Source organism: Microbulbifer agarilyticus (assembly GCF_020171345.1).
GTDB lineage: Bacteria > Pseudomonadota > Gammaproteobacteria > Pseudomonadales > Cellvibrionaceae > Microbulbifer > Microbulbifer agarilyticus_D.
The window spans coordinates 210,082-232,338 of record NZ_JAIUZM010000001.1; the positions used below are offsets into that span (position 1 = coordinate 210,082).

At 58.6% G+C, this 22,257-nt stretch carries 18 protein-coding genes; 2 read left to right on the forward strand and 16 right to left on the reverse strand.

Translation table 11 applies throughout. The annotated features are described in order from the left end of the window. Positions 1–16: 16 nt before the first annotated feature. The 14 genes from lipA to LCM31_RS00885 all read right to left on the reverse strand — a co-directional run bounded on the left by lipA (position 17) and on the right by LCM31_RS00885 (position 15,404). Positions 17–1,084 carry a lipoyl synthase gene (lipA, locus tag LCM31_RS00820; RefSeq protein WP_224866746.1) on the reverse strand — a complete coding sequence of 356 codons (1,068 nt, stop codon included), beginning with the start codon at positions 1,082–1,084 and terminating at the stop codon, positions 17–19. Further along, a complete protein-coding gene (gene lipB / locus LCM31_RS00825) occupies positions 1,077–1,799 on the reverse strand; it encodes a lipoyl(octanoyl) transferase LipB (protein WP_224866748.1) in 723 nt (240 codons plus the stop codon). Before lipB ends, lipA begins: the two co-directional genes overlap by 8 nt. Then, the gene (locus LCM31_RS00830) at positions 1,799–2,080 is read right to left on the reverse strand and encodes an HP0495 family protein (protein WP_010132193.1); all 282 of its coding nucleotides are present in this window, start codon (positions 2,078–2,080) and stop codon (positions 1,799–1,801) included. Before LCM31_RS00830 ends, lipB begins: the two co-directional genes overlap by 1 nt. A gap of 187 nt (positions 2,081–2,267) precedes the next feature. After that, a complete protein-coding gene (locus tag LCM31_RS00835; RefSeq protein WP_224866750.1) occupies positions 2,268–3,416 on the reverse strand; it encodes a D-alanyl-D-alanine carboxypeptidase family protein in 1,149 nt (382 codons plus the stop codon). A 97-nt stretch (positions 3,417–3,513) separates the two neighbouring features. Continuing rightward, positions 3,514–4,416: a septal ring lytic transglycosylase RlpA family protein gene (locus LCM31_RS00840; protein ID WP_318247425.1), complete on the reverse strand. Its 903-nt coding sequence runs from the start codon at positions 4,414–4,416 to the stop codon at positions 3,514–3,516. A gap of 151 nt (positions 4,417–4,567) precedes the next feature. Further along, on the reverse strand, positions 4,568–5,557 hold the full coding sequence (gene mltB / locus LCM31_RS00845; protein ID WP_224866752.1) for a lytic murein transglycosylase B: 990 nt from the start codon (positions 5,555–5,557) through the stop codon (positions 4,568–4,570). Between the two features lie 229 nt (positions 5,558–5,786). After that, positions 5,787–6,932 (reverse strand): rod shape-determining protein RodA, encoded by a 1,146-nt coding sequence (gene rodA / locus LCM31_RS00850; protein ID WP_224866754.1) that lies wholly within the window; start codon positions 6,930–6,932, stop codon positions 5,787–5,789. Continuing rightward, on the reverse strand, positions 6,925–8,847 hold the full coding sequence (gene mrdA, locus LCM31_RS00855) for a penicillin-binding protein 2 (protein ID WP_224866756.1): 1,923 nt from the start codon (positions 8,845–8,847) through the stop codon (positions 6,925–6,927). Before mrdA ends, rodA begins: the two co-directional genes overlap by 8 nt. Before the next feature lie 158 nt (positions 8,848–9,005). Further along, entirely contained in the window at positions 9,006–9,482 is a 477-nt protein-coding gene (gene rlmH / locus LCM31_RS00860) for a 23S rRNA (pseudouridine(1915)-N(3))-methyltransferase RlmH (protein WP_224866758.1), read from the reverse strand. A 36-nt stretch (positions 9,483–9,518) separates the two neighbouring features. After that, positions 9,519–9,881, reverse strand: coding sequence for a ribosome silencing factor (gene rsfS, locus LCM31_RS00865; RefSeq protein ID WP_224866760.1), 363 nt, complete (start codon positions 9,879–9,881; stop codon positions 9,519–9,521). Between the two features lie 33 nt (positions 9,882–9,914). After that, a complete protein-coding gene (nadD, locus tag LCM31_RS00870) occupies positions 9,915–10,571 on the reverse strand; it encodes a nicotinate-nucleotide adenylyltransferase (RefSeq protein ID WP_224866762.1) in 657 nt (218 codons plus the stop codon). Next, the gene (locus tag LCM31_RS00875) at positions 10,568–11,863 is read right to left on the reverse strand and encodes a glutamate-5-semialdehyde dehydrogenase (protein WP_224866764.1); all 1,296 of its coding nucleotides are present in this window, start codon (positions 11,861–11,863) and stop codon (positions 10,568–10,570) included. The genes nadD and LCM31_RS00875 overlap by 4 nt, the downstream gene beginning before the upstream one ends. Before the next feature lie 196 nt (positions 11,864–12,059). Next, positions 12,060–14,717 (reverse strand): DUF2339 domain-containing protein, encoded by a 2,658-nt coding sequence (locus LCM31_RS00880; RefSeq protein WP_224866766.1) that lies wholly within the window; start codon positions 14,715–14,717, stop codon positions 12,060–12,062. Between the two features lie 111 nt (positions 14,718–14,828). Then, positions 14,829–15,404, reverse strand: a complete 576-nt coding sequence (locus LCM31_RS00885; protein WP_224866767.1) for an LON peptidase substrate-binding domain-containing protein — start codon at positions 15,402–15,404, stop codon at positions 14,829–14,831. A 188-nt stretch (positions 15,405–15,592) separates the two neighbouring features. Here LCM31_RS00885 and ypfJ point away from each other — a divergent pair, with 188 nt between their 5' ends. Both ypfJ and LCM31_RS00895 read left to right on the forward strand, forming a co-directional pair. After that, on the forward strand, positions 15,593–16,498 hold the full coding sequence (ypfJ, locus tag LCM31_RS00890; protein ID WP_224866768.1) for a KPN_02809 family neutral zinc metallopeptidase: 906 nt from the start codon (positions 15,593–15,595) through the stop codon (positions 16,496–16,498). Between the two features lie 75 nt (positions 16,499–16,573). Then, positions 16,574–16,855 carry a peptidylprolyl isomerase gene (locus tag LCM31_RS00895; RefSeq protein ID WP_222230327.1) on the forward strand — a complete coding sequence of 94 codons (282 nt, stop codon included), beginning with the start codon at positions 16,574–16,576 and terminating at the stop codon, positions 16,853–16,855. A gap of 201 nt (positions 16,856–17,056) precedes the next feature. Here the strand turns inward: LCM31_RS00895 and LCM31_RS00900 are convergent, their stop codons facing one another. Beyond that, entirely contained in the window at positions 17,057–17,908 is an 852-nt protein-coding gene (locus LCM31_RS00900) for a hypothetical protein (protein WP_224866770.1), read from the reverse strand. A gap of 209 nt (positions 17,909–18,117) precedes the next feature. Next, entirely contained in the window at positions 18,118–22,221 is a 4,104-nt protein-coding gene (locus tag LCM31_RS00905; RefSeq protein WP_224866772.1) for a YhdP family phospholipid transporter, read from the reverse strand. Positions 22,222–22,257 lie beyond the last annotated feature (36 nt).

A 22,257-nucleotide genomic window follows, 5' to 3' on the forward strand; every position in this document is an offset into this window, starting at 1 on the left:
CGCTGCTAACGTAGCGCTACTTAACTTCTTCGCCGTGGGCCTGCTTGTCGGCGTGGTAAGAAGAACGCACCATCGGTCCACAAGCGGCGTGCTTGAAGCCGATTTTTTCCGCATACACGCGGTACTCTTCGAACTCGTCCGGGTGCACGTAACGCTGCACCGGCAAATGCTCCTTGCTCGGCTGCAGGTACTGACCAACGGTCAGCATGTCGATATCGTGGGCACGCATGTCGTCCAGCACTTCAAAAATTTCTTCCTTGGTTTCGCCCAGGCCCACCATCAGACCGGACTTGGTCAGGACGTCCGGGCGACGCTTTTTGTATTCCTGCAGCAATTTCAGCGACCACTTGTAGTTGGCCCCCGGGCGGGATTCGCGGTACAGGCGCGGCACGGTTTCCAGGTTGTGATTGAACACATCCGGTGCCTCGGCTTCCAGGATATCCAGTGCCACGTCCATACGGCCGCGGAAGTCCGGAGTGAGGATTTCCACCTGCAGGTTGGGCGACAGTTCGCGGGACTGCTTGATGCACTCGGCAAAGTGTTCGGCACCACCGTCGCGCAGGTCGTCGCGGTCTACGGAGGTGATTACCACGTAGCGCAGGCTCATGGCCGCAATAGCTTCTGCGAGTTGCTGCGGCTCGTTCGGGTCCAGCGGATTCGGCTTGCCGTGGCCCACATCGCAGAAGGGGCAGCGACGAGTGCAGATTTCACCCATGATCATAAAGGTGGCGGTACCACCACTGAAGCATTCGCCCAGGTTGGGGCAACTGGCTTCTTCACACACGGTGGCCAGTTTCTGCGAACGCAGGATGCTCTTGATGCGCTCCACTTCCTTAGAGGCCTTTACCGAAGGCACCTTGACGCGAATCCAGTCTGGCTTGCGCAGGGTCTGATCGCTGGCGATTACCTTCACCGGGATACGCTCAACCTTTTCCCCATCGCGCAGCTTTTCGCCCTGCTGTAAACGACGGGTGCGTTTTACCGGTACGAGATCCGGTTTGCCGGTCTCGGTTGGATTTAGCTCAGCGGGAGCTACTTCAGTCGCCTTCACTTCAGACTGGTCGGCGTCAAATCGTTCAGACATTACTTGTTCCTGGTTCAGCAGCCTGCACCTGTGCAGCTACCTCAAATACGTTTTCATCCAGCGGGGTCCAGCTGGCTTCCGGCAGCCCCAGCTTCTGCTGCAGCGCTGCGACAAATTTTTCCGCTACATCCTGCCACGCAGGCGTGGGCTGGATCACTTCGGCCATCTGCACCATTTGCATACCGGCGTAACCGCACGGATTGATCCGCAGGAAGGGGCCGAGATCCATATCGATATTGATGGCAATACCGTGGAAACTGCAGCCGCGGCGCACGCGCAGGCCTATGGAGGCAATCTTGTTGCCCGCACGCGGGCCTTCGGTCAGGTAGACACCTGGTGCATCCGCACGGGGCGCGGCACTGATGCCGTATTGCGCCAACATGACCACGGTCGCTTCTTCCAGTGCGGTCACCAGGTCACGCACGCCAATTTTGCTGCGACGCAAATCCAGCAGCGGATACACCACCAGCTGGCCAGGGCCGTGATAGGTCACCTGGCCGCCGCGATCCACCTGCACCACCGGTATGTCACCGGTATTAAGCAGGTGCTCGGCCTTACCAGCCTGCCCCTGGGTAAATACGGGAGGGTGTTCTACGCACCAGATCTGGTCCGCGGCATCGTTGCCGCGCGTATCGGTGTAGTGAGCCATGGCGCGCCATACGGTCTCGTAATCGCGCCGGCCCAGGTTGCAGATGACCGGTTCCGAACCCGCCATCACAGCACCATATGCACGCCCGGGTGGGCCTTCAATTCTTCGAACAGCGCCTTCAGTTGTGGCTCGCCGGTGGCGAGGATGTAGAAGGTCACCGAGTTGAATTTCCCATTGCGGCTGGGCTTGTGCTTCAACTTGCTTTCATCGAAGCCCGGCGCATGCCGGCGCATCACATCCATTACAAAATCGTGCACCTGATCATCGGCGTCTCGCACCACTTTGACCATATAGTCTTCACACGGGAATTCGATTTTGGGAGGCTGCTGCTCTGAATCCTGGGTCATACCACGCTCACATGGCCGCAGGTCAGATGGTGGATTTGCCGGTATCTGCCCGGCGAGGATTGCGGCCGGGCGGGAATTATACAGTGCCGATGGAGCACTGGACAGGGAGGAAAGATTGCAGACGAAACTGCTTTGGGAGGGAGGTAAAACAGCCCGGCGAGCGAATTCGCCGGGCCATATCAGGATTTTACTTGAAGAACGACATGACAAAGCGCTTGATGGAATCCCACATGCGCTTGAAGAAGCCGGCCTCTTCCACATCTTCGGCCACCACCGCGGGTACATCCGCGACTGTTTCGCCGTCGAGGTTCACGACCACTTTGCCCACTTGCTGGCCTTTGGCCAGTGGCGCCTTCAGCTCACCGTCGATAATCAGGTCGGCCTTGATGTTCTCTTCGCCACCGCGGGGGATAGTAACGAATACGTCGCGCGATACCGCGATACCCACAGAGTCGGCCTTGCCGCCCCATACGCGTTCGGTCTGCAGCACATCGTCGCTGCCGTAGACCTTATGGGTCTGGAAGTAGCGGAAGCCGTAGGCAAGTAGCTTCTGGGTCTCCGCCGCGCGCTTCTCATCGCTATCGGTGCCAACAACTACCGAAATCAAACGCATGCCGCGTTTCACCGCAGAAGCTACCAGGCAGTAGCCGGCTTCTTCGGTGTGGCCGGTTTTGATGCCATCTACCGCGGGGTCGCGCCACAGCAGCCGGTTGCGATTGGGCTGGTTAATGCCGTTGAAACGGAAATACTTCTCGGAGTAGAGCGCGTAGTGGCTCGGATGGTCATTAATCAGCGCCCGCGCCAGCGTACTCAGGTCGCGGGCGGTGGTGAGGTGCCCATCCGCTGGCCAGCCAGTGGCATTGACGAAGTTGGTATCCCGCATGCCAATACGCTCGGCTTGCTGGTTCATCACTTCGGCGAAAACTTCTTCACTACCCGAAACATACTCGGCCAACGCGATACTGGCGTCGTTGCCGGACTGAACAATCACACCGCGCAACAGATCGATCACCGGCACTTTGTCGCCAACTTTAACGAACATCTTTGAACCGCCTTTGCGCCAGGCTTTCTCGGAGATGTTCACCATGTCCTGCTCTTTGATGACGCCTTTTTCCAGCTCTTCAGAAACGATGTAGCTGGTCATCATTTTGGTCAGACTGGCGGGGGGAATCTGTTTGTCCGCAGCGTGCTCCACTAGCACCTGGCCGGTGTGGGCGTCGATCAAGATATACGCCGTCGCCGCTAGCTGCGGTGGCGCGGGAATCAGTGGTTTATCGGCCTGGGCCACACTGGCGCTAACAATCAGGAGCAGACAGGCAAATAAGCGTTTGAACATGGGTATCTCTTATTCCTTGCGTTCTTAAAATATCAATTCCCGGCTCCAGCCGGGGGAATACAGTAGCGTTACTGCATTTATTCCATAACTTCTGGGTTCAATCCACGACCACCTGAGGCTGGCCGAAATTGTGTTGTTCAACGGATTCCCGCAGCGCAACCAGCGCCCGCTGCTGCTCTATCGGCCCTATTCGTACCCTATATAGCATCTTTCCGCCACGATTTACCGGACTTACGCTAACAGGATAGCCGAATGTGGCGGCCAGCTGCGCGCGAATCTGTTCAGCCTGCAAGGATGAGCTATAAGCACCCACTTGCAGGAAGGTATTATCAGGCAACTTGAAGCTGGCATCTTCCGGTAAACCATTACGGGCAGCGGCGTCTTTTTCTACCGCCAGTGTCTCCATCGCACTTGGCAAACTTGCCGGGTCCAGCGCTTCCACTTCGACCCGAGCGACGCCTTTGTCGATATATCCGAGCTTCTGCGCAGCCGTGTAACTCAGATCAATAATACGGCCGGGCACGAAAGGGCCGCGATCATTCACGCGTACGATGATACTGCGGCCATTATCCAGATTGGTGACCTTGGCGTAACTGGGCAGTGGCAAGGTTTTATGCGCGGCAGACATGGCGTACATGTTGTACACCTCACCATTGGCGGTTTTGCGGCCATGAAACTTGGTGCCATACCAGGAAGCATGCCCGCGCTCCCGATACCCCTTCACGCCATCGAGAATCCGGTACTTTACGCCATTTACCACGTATGGGGACTTGTTGCCGGCGACGCCAATAGGTTCACGTACGGGGGTCACTTCCGGGGTTGCCAGCATATCGACCGGTACCGCGGGGCCGCTATCGCGCACTTGATCGAAAGGGATATCGCCCGCTTCCACCTTGGAAGTTCGCTTTTGCTCTATCGGAACCGTGCTACAGGCGGACACAAACGCCAACAGACAAGCAGCGCCAATTCGGGTCGAACACCCAGACAGTGGTTTTATCATGATTTCCCCCCGGTGCGAGACAACCGCTTTCGCTACCGTTTTTATCGATCTGTTCCGTTTTGTACGGTTACTTATTACTGTGCAATTTTGCGGCGCACTCTGGCGCCTTTCAATCTATATGGCTGGCTATATGGCTTCAGGCTAAATCGTTTCAGGAACGACCACCGCGGGCCTTGATGATTTCCTGCCCCAGTTCATACACCGCCATCGCATACATACGGCTGTGGTTGTAGCGGGTAATGGTGTAGAAATTATTCAATCCGATCCAGAACTGCTCGCCATTTCTTGTTTGCAGCGAGAACACGTTGGCCGGCATTTCCTTGGTTACCTGCGCAGTAGTGGGGAAACCTTTTGCCTCCACTTCACCCACCGTCCACTTGGGCTTCAGGCTGTCGTTGACGATGGTCATATCGGCATTGGGCAGCGGTTTGGTGATGACGGCAACCGGTTCACCGGTCTTCCAGCCGTGCTGCACAAAGTAGTTGGCCACACTGCCAATCGCATCTTCGGTATCGGTCCAGATATCCACGCGGCCGTCGCCGTTAAAGTCCACCGCATAGAAACGATAGCTGGAGGGCATAAACTGACCGAAGCCCATGGCACCGGCGTAAGAGCCTTTCAGGCTAGTCGGATCGATCTTTTCATCGCGGGTAAGTAACAGGTAGTTTTCCAGCTCCTTGGTAAAGAACTTGGAGCGACGGGGATAGTTAAACGCGAGTGTGGACAGCGCATCGATCACCCGATAGCTGCCCATATTGCCACCATAGCGGGTCTCGACACCGATGATGGCCACAATGATTTCCGGCGGCACACCGTATTTTTCTTCTGCGGCTTTCAGCGCTTCTGCGTTCTTATCCCAAAATTCGACACCGCCGCGAATACGGGCATCGGTGATAAATATATTGCGGTAGTCGTACCAGGGCTTGGCTTTTTCTGCCGGACGCTTGATGAGTTTGAGAATCGAGTCTTTGCGCCGCGCCTCACGCATCAGTGTTTCGAGCTCGTCGCGGCTGAAGTTGTGCTCGGCAACCATATAATCCACAAAGGCTTTGGCCTGGACATTCTCGTCATGCCCCTGCTCCTGAGCGCAGGCACCGAGCACCAGTCCCAGGCCAGCCAACAATCCCGTGGTCCACTTCAAAACAACCGCTCCTGTCTTCATAAAGCACTTCCCACTACTTTTTCACTATTCACTGTGTAAATCGCTGCATCCGTCACAATCGCCCTGGCCGGAGCCATGCCATCCTGGCGCCGTTATGGCTATTGTGACTACAAGCGCGCCAGAAAGTGGCACGATACACGTGAAAAAGTAAAGTCAGCCTGAACCGGCTCACGTTATTGGCAAACGTGGCGTAATTCCGGCGACGTACTCAGAAAAGCACTCTGCGTCTTTCCGTGCTGATGGCCATCAAAATACCGAACCCAGCCATCAAGGTGATGACCGAGGTACCACCGTGACTCACCAACGGCAGGGGCACCCCCACCACCGGCAGCAGCCCGGTAACCATACCGATATTCACAAACACATAAACGAAGAAGGTCAGGGTGATACTGCCCGCCAACAAGCGTCCGAATACATGCTGGGCCATAAAACTAATATAGATGCCCCGGGCAATGATCAACAGATACAGGGCAAGAAGTATCAGCGCACCGCGCATGCCCCACTCTTCTGCGAGCACCGCGATAATGAAATCGGTATGGCTCTCCGGCAGAAAGTCCAGTTGCGACTGGGTGCCCTGCATGTACCCTTTACCAGACCAGCCGCCAGAACCAATGGCCGCCTTAGACTGGAAAATGTTCCAGCCGGCACCAAGCCGGTCCGCATCGGGATTAAATAGAGTGAGAATACGCTGCTTCTGGTAGTCCCGCAGGCCCCACATCCACATGGGCCAGGCCGCCATCAATAACATTACCACCGCACTGCCAATCAACTTCCAGCTAAGACCCGACAGGTACAGCGCGAAAATACCCGATGCAGCGATCAGGATGGACGTCCCCAGATCCGGCTGGCGCACAATCAACAACGCCGGCACCCCGATAATCACCAATGTGGTAAATACCGTTAGTAGAGAAGGAGGCAAGGTGCGTTTGTGCAGATAGGCGGCCACCGCGATGGGCACCGCCAGTTTGAGCGCTTCCGATGGCTGAAAACGAAATCCACCAATTTGCAGCCAGCGCTGCGCACCCTTGGCGCCAACGCCGATTAACAGCACCGCGACCAGTAAGCAGCAACCCGCCACGTAAAACCAGGGCGACCAGCGGCGGTAAAACTCCAAGGGGATCTGCGCGGCAATAAACATGCCGACAAAGGCCAGCGCCATAAATACGGCCTGACGTTTCACATAATGCAACTCGTCGCCGGCAGCACTGTATAGGACACTCAGTCCCGCTCCCGCCAGTAACAGCAATAGCAGCAGGAGGGGTAGATCAATATGCCAGCGACGGGCAAAGCTCTCCGGGCGGCGCAGACTGCTGCCGGCATCCGGCAGCCGGTGCATATAATCGCGACTAGCCACGAAACACTCTCCCCATCGTTTCAGAGCACTGTTCGTCGAAATACGGAATGTACAGGGGCTGGATACTCGCGGTGTCTTCCAGTGGTCGCGACATCCAGTCGAAGAACAGCTCCCTCGCCACCGGCGCGGCGACCAGGCCGCCGCCTTCACCGTTTTCCACCAGCACCGATACTGCAATCTGCGGATCATCCATCGGCGCGAAGGCAACAAACAGGGCGTGGTCGCGGTGACGCTCCTTCAAGGCTTCCGAGTCGTACTTCGCCCCCTGGGCAATACCCACAACCTGCGCAGTACCGGTTTTACCCGCCACTTTGAAATCCAGCCCGGCACCGGCGCGCTTGCCGGTACCGTTGGTGGCGTACACAACCGCTTCCATCCCCTCGAATACTACGTCCCAGTGTTCCGGGCGTGCATCCACGTGGTGCAGCACTTCCGGCGGCTGCTCGACACCGTCCACCGCCATCACCATTTGCGGGCGATAGTGGGTACCGCGATTGGCAATGGTGGCGGTCATCACTGCCAGCTGCAGAGGTGTCGCCAATACAAAGCCCTGCCCCAGTACCGCATTGAGGCTGTCACCGGGGAACCAGGGAACGCCCCGGGCACCGCGTTTCCAGTCGCGCGACGGGAACAGGCCGGGATATTCGCGGGGCAGGTCGATGCCGGTCTTCTCGCCAAGGCCAAAGCGGGTGGCGATATCGTGCATCTGATCAATGCTCCAGCGCGACGCCATGTCCCAAAAATAGGTATCGCAGCTCTCCGCGAGCCCCTGCACTAGATCGACGTGGTTGCCATGTCCGGTGCGCTTCCAGTCGCGATAGATACGCGGATCATTGGGCAGCTTGAAGAAACCCGGATCGCGAATTTTTGTATCGACGTCAATAATGCCATCCGCCAGACCGCCGAGCCCCATCATGGGCTTCAGTGTCGACCCCGGCGGATACTGCCCCTGCACAACGCGGTTGAACAGCGGCACATCCAGCGAGTCTCTCAGCGTGCTGTAGTCCTTGAAGCTGATACCGGTGACAAACAGGTTGGGGTCAAATGACGGCTGGCTGACAAACGCCAGTACCCCGCCGGTTTTCACGTCGATCGCCACCACCGCACCACGCTTATCGCCGAGTGCGCGGGTGGCAACCTCTTGCAGGCGGGTGTCCAGGTGCAGGGTCAGCTCCGCGCCGGGCTTGGGATCTTGGCGCTCCAGCACGCGCAATACCCGGCCACGGGCATTGGTTTCCACATTTTCAAACCCGACCTCACCCAGCAATAGCTCTTCATAAGATCGCTCGAGGCCGACCTTGCCAATACTCTGGGTCCCCCGGTAGCGGCGCACATCTTCCTGGGTAAAGCCGGAAAGTTCGCGTTCATTGATACGGCCGACGTAGCCAACACTGTGGGCGAATAGGTCCTGCTCCGGGTAATAGCGCACCAATTCAGCCTCCACCGAAACACCCACGAGGTGGAATTCATTGACGCTGATACGAGCAATTTCTTCTTCGCTGAGGCGGTAGCGGAGGGGAACAGGTTCAAATGGCCGGCGCCGCGGCAGGCGGCGTTTGAATTTTTCCACGTCGCTGTCGTTCAACTGCACCAGTTGACCAATCAGTTCCAGGGTGGCGTCCAGGTCCCTGACCCGCTCGCGCACAATCGACAGGGTATAACTGGGGCGATTGTCGGCCAGCAGCTGGCCGTTGCGGTCATAGATCAGGCCCCGGGTCGGCGGGACCGGGCGAACCTGAATACGGTTCTCATCGGACTGGGTGCGGTAATCTTCGAAGTGCACCACCTGCAGATTGTAAAAACGGGCAACCAGCACCCCCAGCAGCACCATAACCCCACAGATGGCCACCAGCATACGGTTACGGAATAGCCGCTGCTCCGTGTGGTGATCTTTAAAATGCAGGTTTTCAGGCATGCTGGTGAATACAGGTTATTCGGTGGCGCGAAAATGACCACGAAGTGTACACAAGTTTGCTGTCCCTGCGGAAGTAAACCACTGCTCGTAGCAGGCATTTACAGTGCATCAGTAGGCACGGTTATCCAGCTACTGAGACCCCGCTCACGGGCACCGGTTCACTTGTGATAAGGGTGACCCGCAAGCAGTGTCCAGGCGCGGTAGAGCTGTTCCGCCAGCAGCACGCGCACCAGCGGGTGCGGCATGGTCAGTGCCGACAGCGACCATTTCTGATTCGCGCGCGCCACGCACTCCGGCGCCAGGCCGTCGGGGCCACCGATGAGCAGACACACGTTGTCGCCCCCCATCTGCCAGTCCGCCAGCTCGCGGGACAACTGCTCCGTGCTCCAGGACTTGCCCTTCACTTCCAGAGCGACCACATGTTCACGAGGCTGGATTGCGGCGAGCATCGCCTCCCCCTCTTTCTGGCGGGCTTTCTCCACCAAAGCGGGCGAGTTTTTCTGGCCGCGATTGCCCAGCGGGATTTCGACCATTTCCAGGGTCAGCTCCCGCGGCAGGCGCTTGGCGTACTCGTTGTACCCCTGCTGCACCCACCCGGGCATTTTGCCGCCAGCGGCGATTATTTTGATCTTCACGAGGATCGCATCTTCACGAGAGACAAACTGACAGGATCAGCCTTGGTGAGGGTCGGAACCATCCGCTTCTTCGCGGGTGTTCGGGGTCATGGACCAGAGTTTTTCCAGGTCGTAGAAGCCGCGGGTCTCCGCCTGCATCACATGCACCACCACGTCACCGTAATCCACCAGCACCCACTCGCCCTGGTCCATACCCTCAACGCCAATGGGGCGAATACCCGCTTCCTTGCCATCCTCGACCACATTATTGGCCAGGGATTTCACCTGACGGTTGGAGGTACCTGTGCAGATGATCAGGGTTTCCATCACATCGCTGAGTCCGGACACGTCCATGGAAACAATGTCTTTGCCCTTGAGGTCTTCCAGTGCGTTTACCGCAATTGATTTGATATCAGTCATAACACCTGTATCGGGAGCCTGTGCTCCACCGTTTTAACGCTCTTGTTGATAGAGCCCTTGAGATTGAATGTAGTCCAGCACCCGCTCCGGCAGTAAAAACTGGGGGGAGCGACCACTGCGTAATTGGTTGCGAATGTCGGTGGCGGAAATAGGCAGTAAACGCCGCTCCTGCACCAGAATTTTGCCCGCCGCCTGCTGTTGGATATCCGCCAGTTCGCCGCGCCGGGCCGCCAGCAGGTCCGCAACCTGCCCGCTTGCCGGAATCTCCCAGCCCGGCCGCGCCACTACCACCAGATGGGCCAGGTCCAGCAATCGCTGCCAGCGGTGCCAGCTGGGCAGTCCCAGCAGGGAGTCCATCCCCATGCAGAAGGCGATAGACAACTCAGCGCCCAACTCACTGCGCAGCTCTTCGAGCGTATCCACGGTGTACGTGGGGCCGGCACGCAGCAGCTCCCGTGTGTCCAGCACCAGCTCCGGACAATCTTCCAGTGCTAATGCCAGCATATCCCGGCGCTTTTCTGCCGTAACACCGGGCGCTGCGCGGTGCGCGGGCTGGTGCGACGGCAGCAGGCGCATTTCGTCAAAACCCAGCGCCTGCTTCAGCTCCAGTGCCATACGCAGATGGCCGAAGTGAATCGGATCAAAGGTGCCGCCGAACAGCGCCAGGGTTTTTAACGAGGGCGAACTCATTGACGAATTTGCCCGTCCCCGAACACGATCCATTTTTGCGAGGTCAGGCCTTCCAGGCCCACCGGGCCACGGGCATGGATTTTATCGGTGCTGATACCAATTTCCGCACCCAGGCCATACTCGAAACCATCGGCAAAACGCGTGGACGCATTGACGATCACGGAACTGGAATCCACCTCCGCCATAAACCGGCGCGCGCGGGTGTAGTCCTCGGTAACGATCGCTTCGGTGTGGCCGGAGCTGTACTGCGCAATGTGTTCCATCGCCGCGTCCATATCCGCCACCACCCGAATCGACAGTATCGGGGCCAAATATTCCGTACCCCAGTCTTCCTCGGTGGCGGGTAATGCCTGCGGCAGAATCGAACGTGTTTTTTCGCAGCCGCGCAGTTCAACGCCCTTCTCACCGTAAGCGGCGGCCAGGCGCGGCAGGAACTCCGCCGCCACGGCCTCTGCCACCAGCAGGGTCTCCATCGCATTGCACACGCCATAGCGATGGGTCTTGGCATTTAGCGCAATATTAAATGCCTTTTCCGTATCCGCCCGGTCATCCAGGTACACGTGGCAGATACCATCGAGATGCTTGATCACCGGAACCCGGGCCTCGCGACTGATACGCTCGATCAGCCCCTTGCCACCGCGCGGTACGATCACGTCCACAAACTCCGGCATCGAAATCAGTGCGCCCACTGCAGCGCGATCGGTGGTGCCCACCACCTGCACCGCCGCTTCCGGCAACCCCACCTGCTTGAGGCCAGCGGTGATACACGCGGCAATGGCCCCGTTGGAGTGCAGCGCTTCGCTGCCGCCGCGCAAAATAGTGGCGTTACCCGACTTCAGGCACAGGCTGGCAGCATCGATGGTCACGTTCGGGCGGGATTCGTAAATAATCCCAACCACCCCGAGAGGCACGCGCATTTTGCCAAGCTGAATACCACTGGGGCGGTACTTGAGGTCACTGACTTCACCCACCGGGTCGGGCAGTTCGGCGATTTGTAGCAGCCCTTCGATCATGGCGTCGATGCGCGCGTCGTTCAGTTCCAGGCGATCCAGCAGGGCCGCGTCCAGACCGTTGTCACGGCCGTTCTGCATGTCCTGGGCGTTGGCCGCCGCCAGTTGCGGTCGCTGCTTATCCAGTTCCGCGGCGATGGCCTTGAGTGCAGCGTTCTTAACTCCAGTGTCGGCGCGAGCCATCAGACGGGCTGCTGCGCGCGCGGCGCGGCCCATGGCCTGCATCTTCTGTTCAGTACTTTGTTGACTGCCCTGCTGCTCGGTGGCACTGACACTGTTCACTGCTAATCTCCATGCATTACACGCTATCGGTTCGGGACCATTACCAGTCCCGCGTCATCTTGTCCTATTACCGGCGACGATATTCGCCATTCCCGCCAAAAAGAAAGCTGTTGGAAAAAAGCCGCCGGAAAAAGGCCGCGCAGTATACCGCAAGCGCGGCCAAAAATTGGCCTGGATTGGTCAGGATCGACTCGAGTTAAGCAGAATCCTCCGGGTTCACCCCCAATTTCTGGTGGAGATAAGCGATCCCCAGCAGTGCGAGGCCCATTCCCATAAACGAGGCCACCCGCAGCAGCCCCTCAAGCCCGGACATATCCACCAGAAACAGCTTGACGATCACCAGTGCCAGAAGCGCCATACCGCCTTGATAGCCGCTGCGCCAGCCACGCCAACTGGCGACCAGAATCGCGGTTACCGCCAGCGCCAGCCACACCGCCGAATAGGTGTAGAGCTCGCCGGTGCTTGCCGGGACATCCAGACGGATGTTGCCCTGCCACAAATGCCGCACTTCAAGCGATATCCACACAAACGCCGCCAACGCCGCAAGCTGCCCGGCAAAGCGGCGCACACTGGGCAGGTAGAAGCGACTGGCCAGTGCCGCCAGTAGCACGGGCCCGGCAAACGCCGGTATCAGCATATTGAGCAGCGGGCGCTCGCCAATGCCGCGCCACACCCAGGGCTCGCTCAATGCGGTAGCCAGCAGAATCCCGATGTAACAGGCCAGCCCGGCCAGCATCAGCACGCGACCATAGCCGTCGTACCAGCGGCCAAAGTGGCCACTGAGCAAACTCTTGCGGTAATAGACGAGACCCAGGCAGGTAAACAGCCACATATCGATCACCGCCTCGGTAAAACTGAACTCGGCAGCGAGCGCATTCCCACTGTAGAGCCAGTAACGGCACTCCGCCCACAGGGTGAGCACCAGTAGGTGCAGGGCGCCCGCTTCCGCCCAGCGTGCCAAACCCACCTGCGCCGAATCCGCTGGCTGAGAAGAGGAAAGTATTCGCGCAGCGATCCAGGCACACAAGGTCGCACCGCCATAGGTCCACAGCGACCAGTGCGCGACGTTTCCATAACTGAGCAGCCATGGGTTTAATGTCAGCCGCACCACGACCACCAGCAATACCGCCTTCAGCAACCAGCCGAGCGCAGGCATATCGAAACGACGAATCACCCACGCCAGGGATATCGCTTGCAGCGCGAGCGCCAGGGTAAGACTTGCCTGTTTCAGCCACAGGCACACCGCCAGGCTATAGGCGAAATGGGCGGCGATAAACAACCACACCACCATACCCCGCGACCAGTGTTTACCGACGCCACGACTACCAAGGAACATAAAGATGGCGCCGAATATCGCCGCATACAGACACCACAGGTACCGCGGCAGGAAGTCTCCGGCAAGGGAATACCCCAGCAACAATGACAACAGTGGCACCATCACCGCCAGCGACGCCCACCAGGCCGCGGTTACCGTACGCTCTTTACTCTCGCCGCTACCCACCGCGAAATAGTTGTACACGGCAAAACCGCTAAACAGCAGCGTGTTCACCAGCAGGTAGGTCAAAAATGGGCTGTGCAACTCGGGGGGTAGTGGCGCCAAGCGCAAGGGCTCGCCGCCAACCTGATTGGCAAACCAGACCGCCACCTGCCCGAGAAACAGCACCCAGGGTACCGGCGCCAGGCGCGGGGTCTGGCGCGCGGCGAGCAAGGTCACGATGGCGAGCGGACTCCAGGCCCATATTGCCGAAGAGAGGAAACCTTCACGCAAAATGGATAGGCACTGCGCGGCGACCAGTAACAGCAGGCTGGGAAGCACCAGTGCGCCCTGCTGACTCGTATCCGGAATACGCAGGCGCAGCAACCAGTCCCGGGGAATAACGGCCAAAATCAGGTAAGCGACTGCCGCCAGATAGGGGCCACGCCAGCCATCAGCCTGATGCCCAACCAGGGAAACCAGCCACCACAACAATGCGCCGGCCAACAATCCGAGCCAGAGCCAACTGCGATAGACGTGGCGCAGGAGCAACAATACCGATGCGGAGATGATAAGCGCGTACACCATAGCGCCGAGTACGTTGCCGGAGTCACTGGAGACCAGAACCGGCACCGAATAAGCACCGAGCATGCCGATCGCCGCCAGCACCGGGCCGTGCAAGCGCGCGAGCCACATAGTCACCAAGGCCACCAGCGCCAGGGCACCAAACGCCACCCCAGGCTCGATAAAGTGATACAGGTGCACCGAGGAAAGAACGGCCGCAAATGCGGTTATGGCGCCACCGCCGGCGAGGGCGGCAAAGGTTGGGTGGGTACCACCGGTTTTACGGCGCAACACTTCCGCCGCAATATACAGCGCAAGCGCCGTGACCAGGCCCATCACCACCCGGACCTTGGGGCCGAGCAGCCCCTGCTCGATACCGTAGCGGGCAAGAAATACCCCGGATAGCGCCACACAGGCACCACCGAGCCACACCATCCAGTTTTTCTGTAAATTCGAGAAAAAGCGGCCGCCTGCGATGGGCCCCTGGGGTGAACGCTTCTCGGGTTGCGTGGCCCAGCGCTGGCTGCGGGGTTTCTGCAGTGTAGCCGGCGCCGGCTGCTCCAAATCGAGATCCAGTTCGAGCGTATCGGGCTCTGGTGGAGATTGCGCGGCGATGGAAAACACTTCGTTATCGCCCGCTGTACTGCGGTTCTGCCCCGTGGCTTCGCCCTGCTCAGACGCTTCGTCCAACCGCGCAGTTAAGCTGCGTACCTCTCTGCGCAGCTGTTTTACCTCGGCGAAGGCAAATATCCCCATGAATGCGCCAACAATGATGGTGACAACCAACAGGACGCCGAGTAGGACAAGGTTTTCCATAGTGATCTTTCAGGTTTATTGTTCTGTTTTCTAACCGCTTGCTCGTTGCGGCCTAGCCGCGAATCGCGCGGGCGTCAGCCATTGCGATCCACTCACCAGACGCCTTTGTCGCTATTCCTTCGCCCATTGATCCAGGTTGGCGGCGATGCTTGCCAGCCGCTCCAGCGGATCATGACTTGCCAGCAGTTCCACGCGCGCCGCATCCTCCAGTGGCAGCAGTTGTGCCAGCTGCCAGGATAAGGCCTCCGCGGACTCAACGGGCGCAAATTTCAGTGCCAGACTTGCGGCGTGTTGCTTCAGCTCATTCAGTACCGCCAGCAGGCCGTCGCAGCTCTCCGGCACCGGGTGGGACTCTTCGTCTGGCAGCCACTCCACTTCCGCCATCAACAGGCCGTCTTCCTCACGATGGGTTTCCAGCACGCGGAAGCGGGACTCGCCGGCCACGTCGATATGCAGCAGCCCCTCTTCGCCCTGACTCCAGTCCACCACGCGGACATAGAGCCCCAGCGGCCAAACCTCCGACGGGCCCACCTCCTTGCCACTGCGAATCAACACCACCCCAAAACCGGTATCGGACTTCAGAGATTCAGTCACCAACCGCAGATAGCGCTGCTCGAAGATACGTAATGGCAGCGTCACCCCGGGGAACAGGGCCATGTTGAGGGGAAAGAGCGGAATAAGGGACAAAATGCTGACTCTCTGGTTGAACGTGAATGGGACAACGATACCACTCCTGCGGATGGCACAAGAATAATCTCCCGACGCGCAAACAAAAAATCGCGCCATCTGATCTATGCTCAGAACTATGTGCGAAGTGAAATCGCCGATGTGCAACGCGGTTGCGCATCCACGGTCGCGAATCAAGAGGTATCACCATGCGTTGGCGTCAGGGTCGCAGAAGTTCGAATGTTGAAGACCGCCGCGGAGAACAATCACCGGGAGGCGGCGGCCTGGGAGGGATAGGCAACCTGCTCGCGCTGGCCCCGTTCCTGCTACGCAGCAAAACCGGCTGGCTGATTCTCGCGGCTCTCGCCGCCCTGTACTTTTTTGGCGGCAACTTGTTTAGCGGCATGCAAACCACCGCCCCCCCAAACCTGGGCCCGAATGCACAGACCGCACCGGGTACCCCCGGCGCCACGGACGAACTGGCGCAATTTGTTGCGGTGGTGCTGGGGTCCACCGAAGACGTGTGGGGCGGTATTTTCCAACAGGCGGGCTCGCAATACACAGCCCCCAAGCTGGTGCTGTATACCGATGCGGTGCGCTCTGCCTGTGGCTTGAGTTCTGCGGCGGTAGGGCCGTTTTACTGCCCGGGTGACCAGAAAGTGTATCTGGACCTGAGCTTCCTCAACGAGCTCAAGAAACTGGGCGCTCCCGGGGACTTTGCCTTTGCCTACGTGATTGCCCACGAGGTTGGCCATCATGTGCAAAACCTCCAGGGTACATCCGCCCAAGTACAGCAAGCGCGCATGCGTGCGGATAAAGTAACCGCAAATCGACTCTCGGTAATGCTGGAGCTGCAGGCAGACTGCTATGCCGGCGTTTGGGCGTTTTACGCCAATCGCGACAAGCAAATGCTCGAGCCCGGGGATGTCGAGGAAGGTTTACGTGCGGCAGCGGCCGTCGGCGACGACCACCTGCAACGCCGCGCCGGCCGCGCCGTATCCCCCGACGCGTTTACCCACGGCAGCGCAGAGCAACGGGCCTACTGGTTCAACCAGGGATTCAGCACCGGTGATGTGAACAAGTGCAACACGTTTGCGGCGCTATCCGGACGGTGAGTAGCGCCCGAGTTCGTTACGCACTAAGCTTGCCGCTCAAGAAACACTTCATCACCAATAAATAGGGAGATACCCGTGCCAAGAGCAACAGCACGCCACATTCTGGTAGAAACTGAAGCCCAGTGTCAGGACCTGAAAAAGCAAATTGAAGACGGCGCCGACTTCGGAAAAATTGCGCAGCAATATTCCAAGTGCCCATCCGGCCGCAATGGCGGCGACCTGGGTGAATTCGGTCAGGGTCAGATGGTGCCGGAGTTCGACAAGGTGGTTTTCAACGATGAGTTGAACAAGGTACACGGCCCGGTGAAAACCCAGTTTGGTTATCACCTGCTGGAAGTGACCAGCCGCACCGCTTGATTTAAAGGCTCAGGGCATCAAAAACACAGATGCCCGAAGCTAAGGTGCCGATGCCGGGCAAGACATTGTGAGACCTTCTTAAACAGGGATGTTTTAGAAGAGCTCCCAGGGATGGGTTTACGGCGTGTCTCACAATGTCTTGCCCGGTGGCGGTACCGCCACCAGAGCCAGAACAAAGCATCTCCGCCCCCGGGTTACCCCTTACTCAGAGCTTGTCTCAGTGCTTGTCTCAGCCTGCCATTCGAACAGGTTCATTTCGATGAAGAAGAAGGCTACCAGCCACAGGAAGGCATCCCAGAAATCCAGGAAGCTGCCATTTACACCCCAGTAGATCGCGCACAGCAACAGGGTGAAGTAGAGAATGCCTTTGATGACCTGGGAATAACGCATGATGGAATCGGATAGCTGGTGACGCAGCTGCAGCCATACATCAAAGGTCAAAATCGCAACCACCAGCAGCCAGGCACCGGAATTGATTACATCCACCCAGGCCAGCCACTGAATCTCACGCCAGACTTCCGCAGCACCCACAACCTGCGTATCCGCCAGTTGCAGCAGGCTCGCATCCGCCAGCGAGCCACAATTGGCCGCCGTCAGCGCCACATAGTCATCCTGCTCCAGCACCATCGACCAGCCACCGTTTGCCGCCAGGTCACAGGCTGCCGCCGACGCAGGGAGAAGGTTGGTCACGGTCACCATCTCGGAGAAGTAACCGTAGAAGGAGTAAACAATAAACACGTAACAGAACGCGGACACCGCGTTCAGCGCCCACTTGGTTGCGCCCTTCAGTTTCTCGTCGGACAGCACCCAGGTTTCCAATTCGAACACCAGCAGCAGCACCACCCATGCCAGGGTATCGATCGAATCGTTATAGGCCTCAATAATTTTGCCCAGGCTGACGCCGTCAGCGAATACGGTACCCGCGGCCGCGTGGTTTTCCAGGAAAAACGCATATACGTTGTACGCCAGCAAACTGTATATAACGTACTTAAAAATCTTGAACAGGGTATAGCGATTAGCGGATAAACCGGCCAAAGAAACCACCTCGGACATTGGCGAAGAACCTCGATAGCGTGATTATTGTTGTTACTTACTCAAATACTGAACGCGTTGCTTGGACAGCTGCGGATCTCTTGCGGGTTGTTGGATTTGCCGCAAGAAACAGCAATATCGAATAATTGTTCGGTTTTTGCAACCACCAGCGCGCAATTTCACCCTATAGGACGATATTTCTCAAGCCGAGCATAAAAGCGGAAACTATTTCAGTTGGCTACCGCGCGCTCTGGTTCGATGCCCGAAGCACCGTCATCAAACAGGCGGTCAAAGCGCACCTCTGGCTCAGACCAGGCACCGTTAATGCGGTAGCTGACGCTGGCGACACGATCCACCTGCTTTTTGAATACCTTACTGATCAGGTAAACACCGGCCGCCGCCGGCAGGCCACCGGCCAGCGCCGCAACAAAAGCGAGGTTGTTACCCACAGGCAGGGTCGCCACCAGCGTCAGGTTCAGATCCTCCCGCTGCAAGTTCACACGCCCCGCCATCTGCAACTCACTGGTGGGGCCTTCCACCTGGATGGGTACCGCGATCAGTAATTCGCCGTCCCCTTCGAAATATACCTCGCCGCGCACCCGGTCAAAGGTCAGGCCACTTTGCACCAAGTCGGAGAAATCCAGGCGCAGACGCCGCGCCCAGGTGTCGAAGTTGAACAGGGAAAGCAGCCGCAGCAGGGACGTGCCGGCATTGTCACTGGCACGGAGGAAATGACCGTTGCGGATATCAATACGGATTTCGCCGTTCATACCGTTGGGACGCAACATTGCCGGCGAGCCGCTCCAGCGCAGCGCAGTATCAAATACCGCCGAGCGGCTTTCGATGGCCGCTTCCTGCCCCCAGGCCTGCAGCACGTCACCGAGGTTATCGCCTCGCAAGCGACCAATAAACTGCGTGGACTCGCTGCCATCGGCGTCGCGCATCCACATCAGCTGGGCACCCAGCCTATTTTCTCCTTCGCCGCGCCCCTCGATACGCAAACCACGCATTGCGCCCTGAATTTCACTGACCACGAGGCGCTCTTCAGAGGGACGCAAACGGAACGACCAGGGGCCCATATCCTCCTCACCGAGCCACAAGTTTTCGGTGGAGAAATCCACCCGCGGCAAAGCGGTGAAATCAAACCCTTGCCAACGATCCTGCACTGCCTCAAGTACCGCCGTTTCCGTCAGTTCACGGGTTTCCTCTTCATCATTGCGGTTCTGGGCTTCCGTCTTGGCCAGTGCCGGCAGTCGTAGGTGTTCGAGTTTCAAATTCAGCGGCGAGGTGGAATTGAGAAGCCCGGTCAACTCGCCAGCCGCGGTTTCGCTGTCAAACTGCACCTGCCAGTCGGCACCCAGCCCGCGACCGCGCGCATGTATATTTTCGATCTGCACCGCATCAGACACTCGCAACAGATCGGTACTGAGATCGAGGACAATGGGTAAGGCCGAAGCATCATCCCCGGTTGCTGGCTCAGCGGGACTTGCGGTGTAGATTTCCAGCGCCTCTTTCCAGGGCGCAAAATCCACAACCGCCAGATCACCAAATACCGAGATGCCCGGGGAGTCTGGCAGTGTGGCGGGCGCATTCAGCGCGATGGCGGCGCGCTCCAGCTTACCGCCGACCTGCCACAGCTGGCCCTGCAAATGCTCACCATAACTGAGGTGATAGAGGTTGCCTTCATCCCCGATGGGCACCCGCATAACAAACCGGGATTTTTCACCCGCCGGTTTTCCCAGCGGTGCCGGCAGCCCAACGGCTACCTGCTGCAGGTCGGAGGAAATTTCCAGAATTGCACCGTACGGCTTGTCCTTGGATTTTGCCGGAATGGTAACCAGCGCCTGATAATCGAGGTCGCCCTCCATCCACTGCAGTTCCGGGCGCCCACTCCAACGGCCGATATCGGCGGTATTCGCGCTGCCATTCACGACCACTTGGGTATCGCGCTCATCCCCTGCGCCCAGGTGTTGAATGGATGCCTGTAATGGCTGCCCCCACAATGCGCCGCGGAAAGTGGAGCCCTCCAGGCCATGTTTACTGTGGTAGCGCACCTTCCCATTGAGTTGATCAAACTGTAGATTCAATTTCTGCAGGTTCAGCTCACTCCCGGCAAGCGTCAGGTCGATATCCTGCAAGGGCGCAAACTTGGCACCACCCATGGGCTGGACAATCTTCAACGTGCCCTGCATATCACCGCTCAGAGACCAGTGATCAAAGGCATCACCCAGCTTGTCGCGCAAGGGTGATTCCCGCAGCAACTTCATACCATCTGCAGCAGGCCCTTTTAGATCCGCGGAGACATCCAAACGTGAACCACCCGGCGCGGGTGAAATACGCACAGCGACATTTTCGCCGTCCACCTGCCACAGCTTTGCCGTGGGAGCCGCCACCAGGACTTCCGTATCATTAATCCCCAAATGACCATTCACTTGCTCCGCAACGGGCCAACCGCTGGCGTAACGCAAACTGCTGTCGGCAATGTCGGCCTGCAGCTGCACTGTCTGCCGCTGCTTGCTCTTGCCTAACGCGAGCAATGCCGCATCCTCGCCTTGCCGATAGCTGTAGCCCCGATAAATAAACCCGGCGGTGGGAATTCGCCCCGTGTTATCCACACCAATGCTGTCGTTCAGCCACTTGCGCAGATCGGCACTCACAACCGTCGGCACCAGGTGACGCTGCTCGGCTACCGCGACATTGCGCAAGCCGAGCGCCAGGGTAAAGTCGGATGGGCGGGTAAACGGCACTATGGGAATCTGCAGCAGGAACTGGCCGCGGAAAGCACCTGCCACGGGCACCTGCTCCTGCTGGCCAACCGCCGCAGCGTCCAACAAAAGAGGACCGGAATACACGGATACGGTGTCGTGCTCGCGATCTACATCCCAGGCCACGGTGCCGCGGGCGGAGGTAAAATTGAATGGCGCTTCATACAGCATGGGAAAATGCGCGCTGAAGCCGCTCTGGCTATCGAGTTCAACCCGACCACCCTGACCGTTCAGCGACAGGAAGCCGTTGACGCCGGTCACCGCCGGCGCACCGCGGTGCGCGCCCGCGGCGACATCGTGCAAGTTGGCGGAAATGGTTACTTCGCCGTTCACCCGGGACAGACGCACATTTTGCAATTCACCGGAGGGCTCCAGAGCTTGCAACCACTCGTCGGCTTTTGTCGGAATCAGCTCCAGCACGCGCAGTACTCGGTGCCAGGCCTGCAGTTCAATCTGATCCAGCGCCAACTGCAGGTTGCCCTGCTGGTCGCCACTTGCCTGTAGGTTTACATCCGGCACTTCCAGCTGCTGCCAGTTAAGTCCCAGATCCTGCAGTACAAGCTCCCACTGTTCGCCGGGGCGCCAGTTGCCGGAAATGTTGCTCGAGAGGGCATTCAAAGTACCCAGCGCACCCGCAGGCACTGTTCGGGTGTCGACATCACCGGCAGACGCGGCGTCCTCGGCAACCTGTGAGAGGCTCAAATTACCGCGCAGGCTGTAACCGGATTCTGCATCCGAACTAAGCCACAGGCGCCCGCCCGCCAGTTTGCGGCCGGGCCAGTAGAGTTTCTCGGGAAGGGGGGACAACTGGTACATCAGCCCGATCAGGTCTGCGTCTACCAGCAGTTCATTCAACTGTGCGTAGCCGCGCAGGGTGAACGCTTCTTTGCGCCGGGGATCTCCGCGCCCTTCCAGCACCAGGCGCAGGCTCTCCTCACCGCTGTTCAGGCTCTGCACTGCACCGGTAACAAATGCTCGCGCCACCAAACGGTGGAAGCTACCACTGTTCTCAAGCTGGATTTCCTTCAGATTGACATTCGCCGACTGCCCATCGGTAAGAGAGAGCGCAATACTGGCGTCGCGCACCAGTACCTTGGGACCGAGCTGGAAAATACGTGCCGGGTCGCCCAGGCGCACGCCATCGGTAGTTGGTGTTGCCGGCTGACTGGCACGAGGGAACCCGCGCACCTGCCAGCCGCCTTCTGCCCGCTGTTCCAGAGCCGCAGAGAAACCGTCAACCTCGAGGTTTTTCCAGATCAGTTCGCGATTCCAGAGGCTTGCCAGCAGGTCCAGATGGAACAGGCCACGGCGCAGTGCGACCTGGCCCTCTTCACCAATCTTGAGCCCATCCACCTGCAGCGCAACTTCCAGCGCCTGCCAACGCAGCGAGATATGTTCGAGCGCCACCGGCGCACCCAGCTGTTGCGACAGCCAGCCACTAATTTGCGGGCTGTACTTGCTGACTTGGGGCGAGAGAATACGCCCGGTCTGCACCAGGATCGCGAGGGAGATCACCAGGATCACCACCAGCAACCAGAACTTGCGGACGAACCAGCGCAACCACAGCATCAGGCAGACTCTCCCAGAGGAAAGGCCATGCTCGGG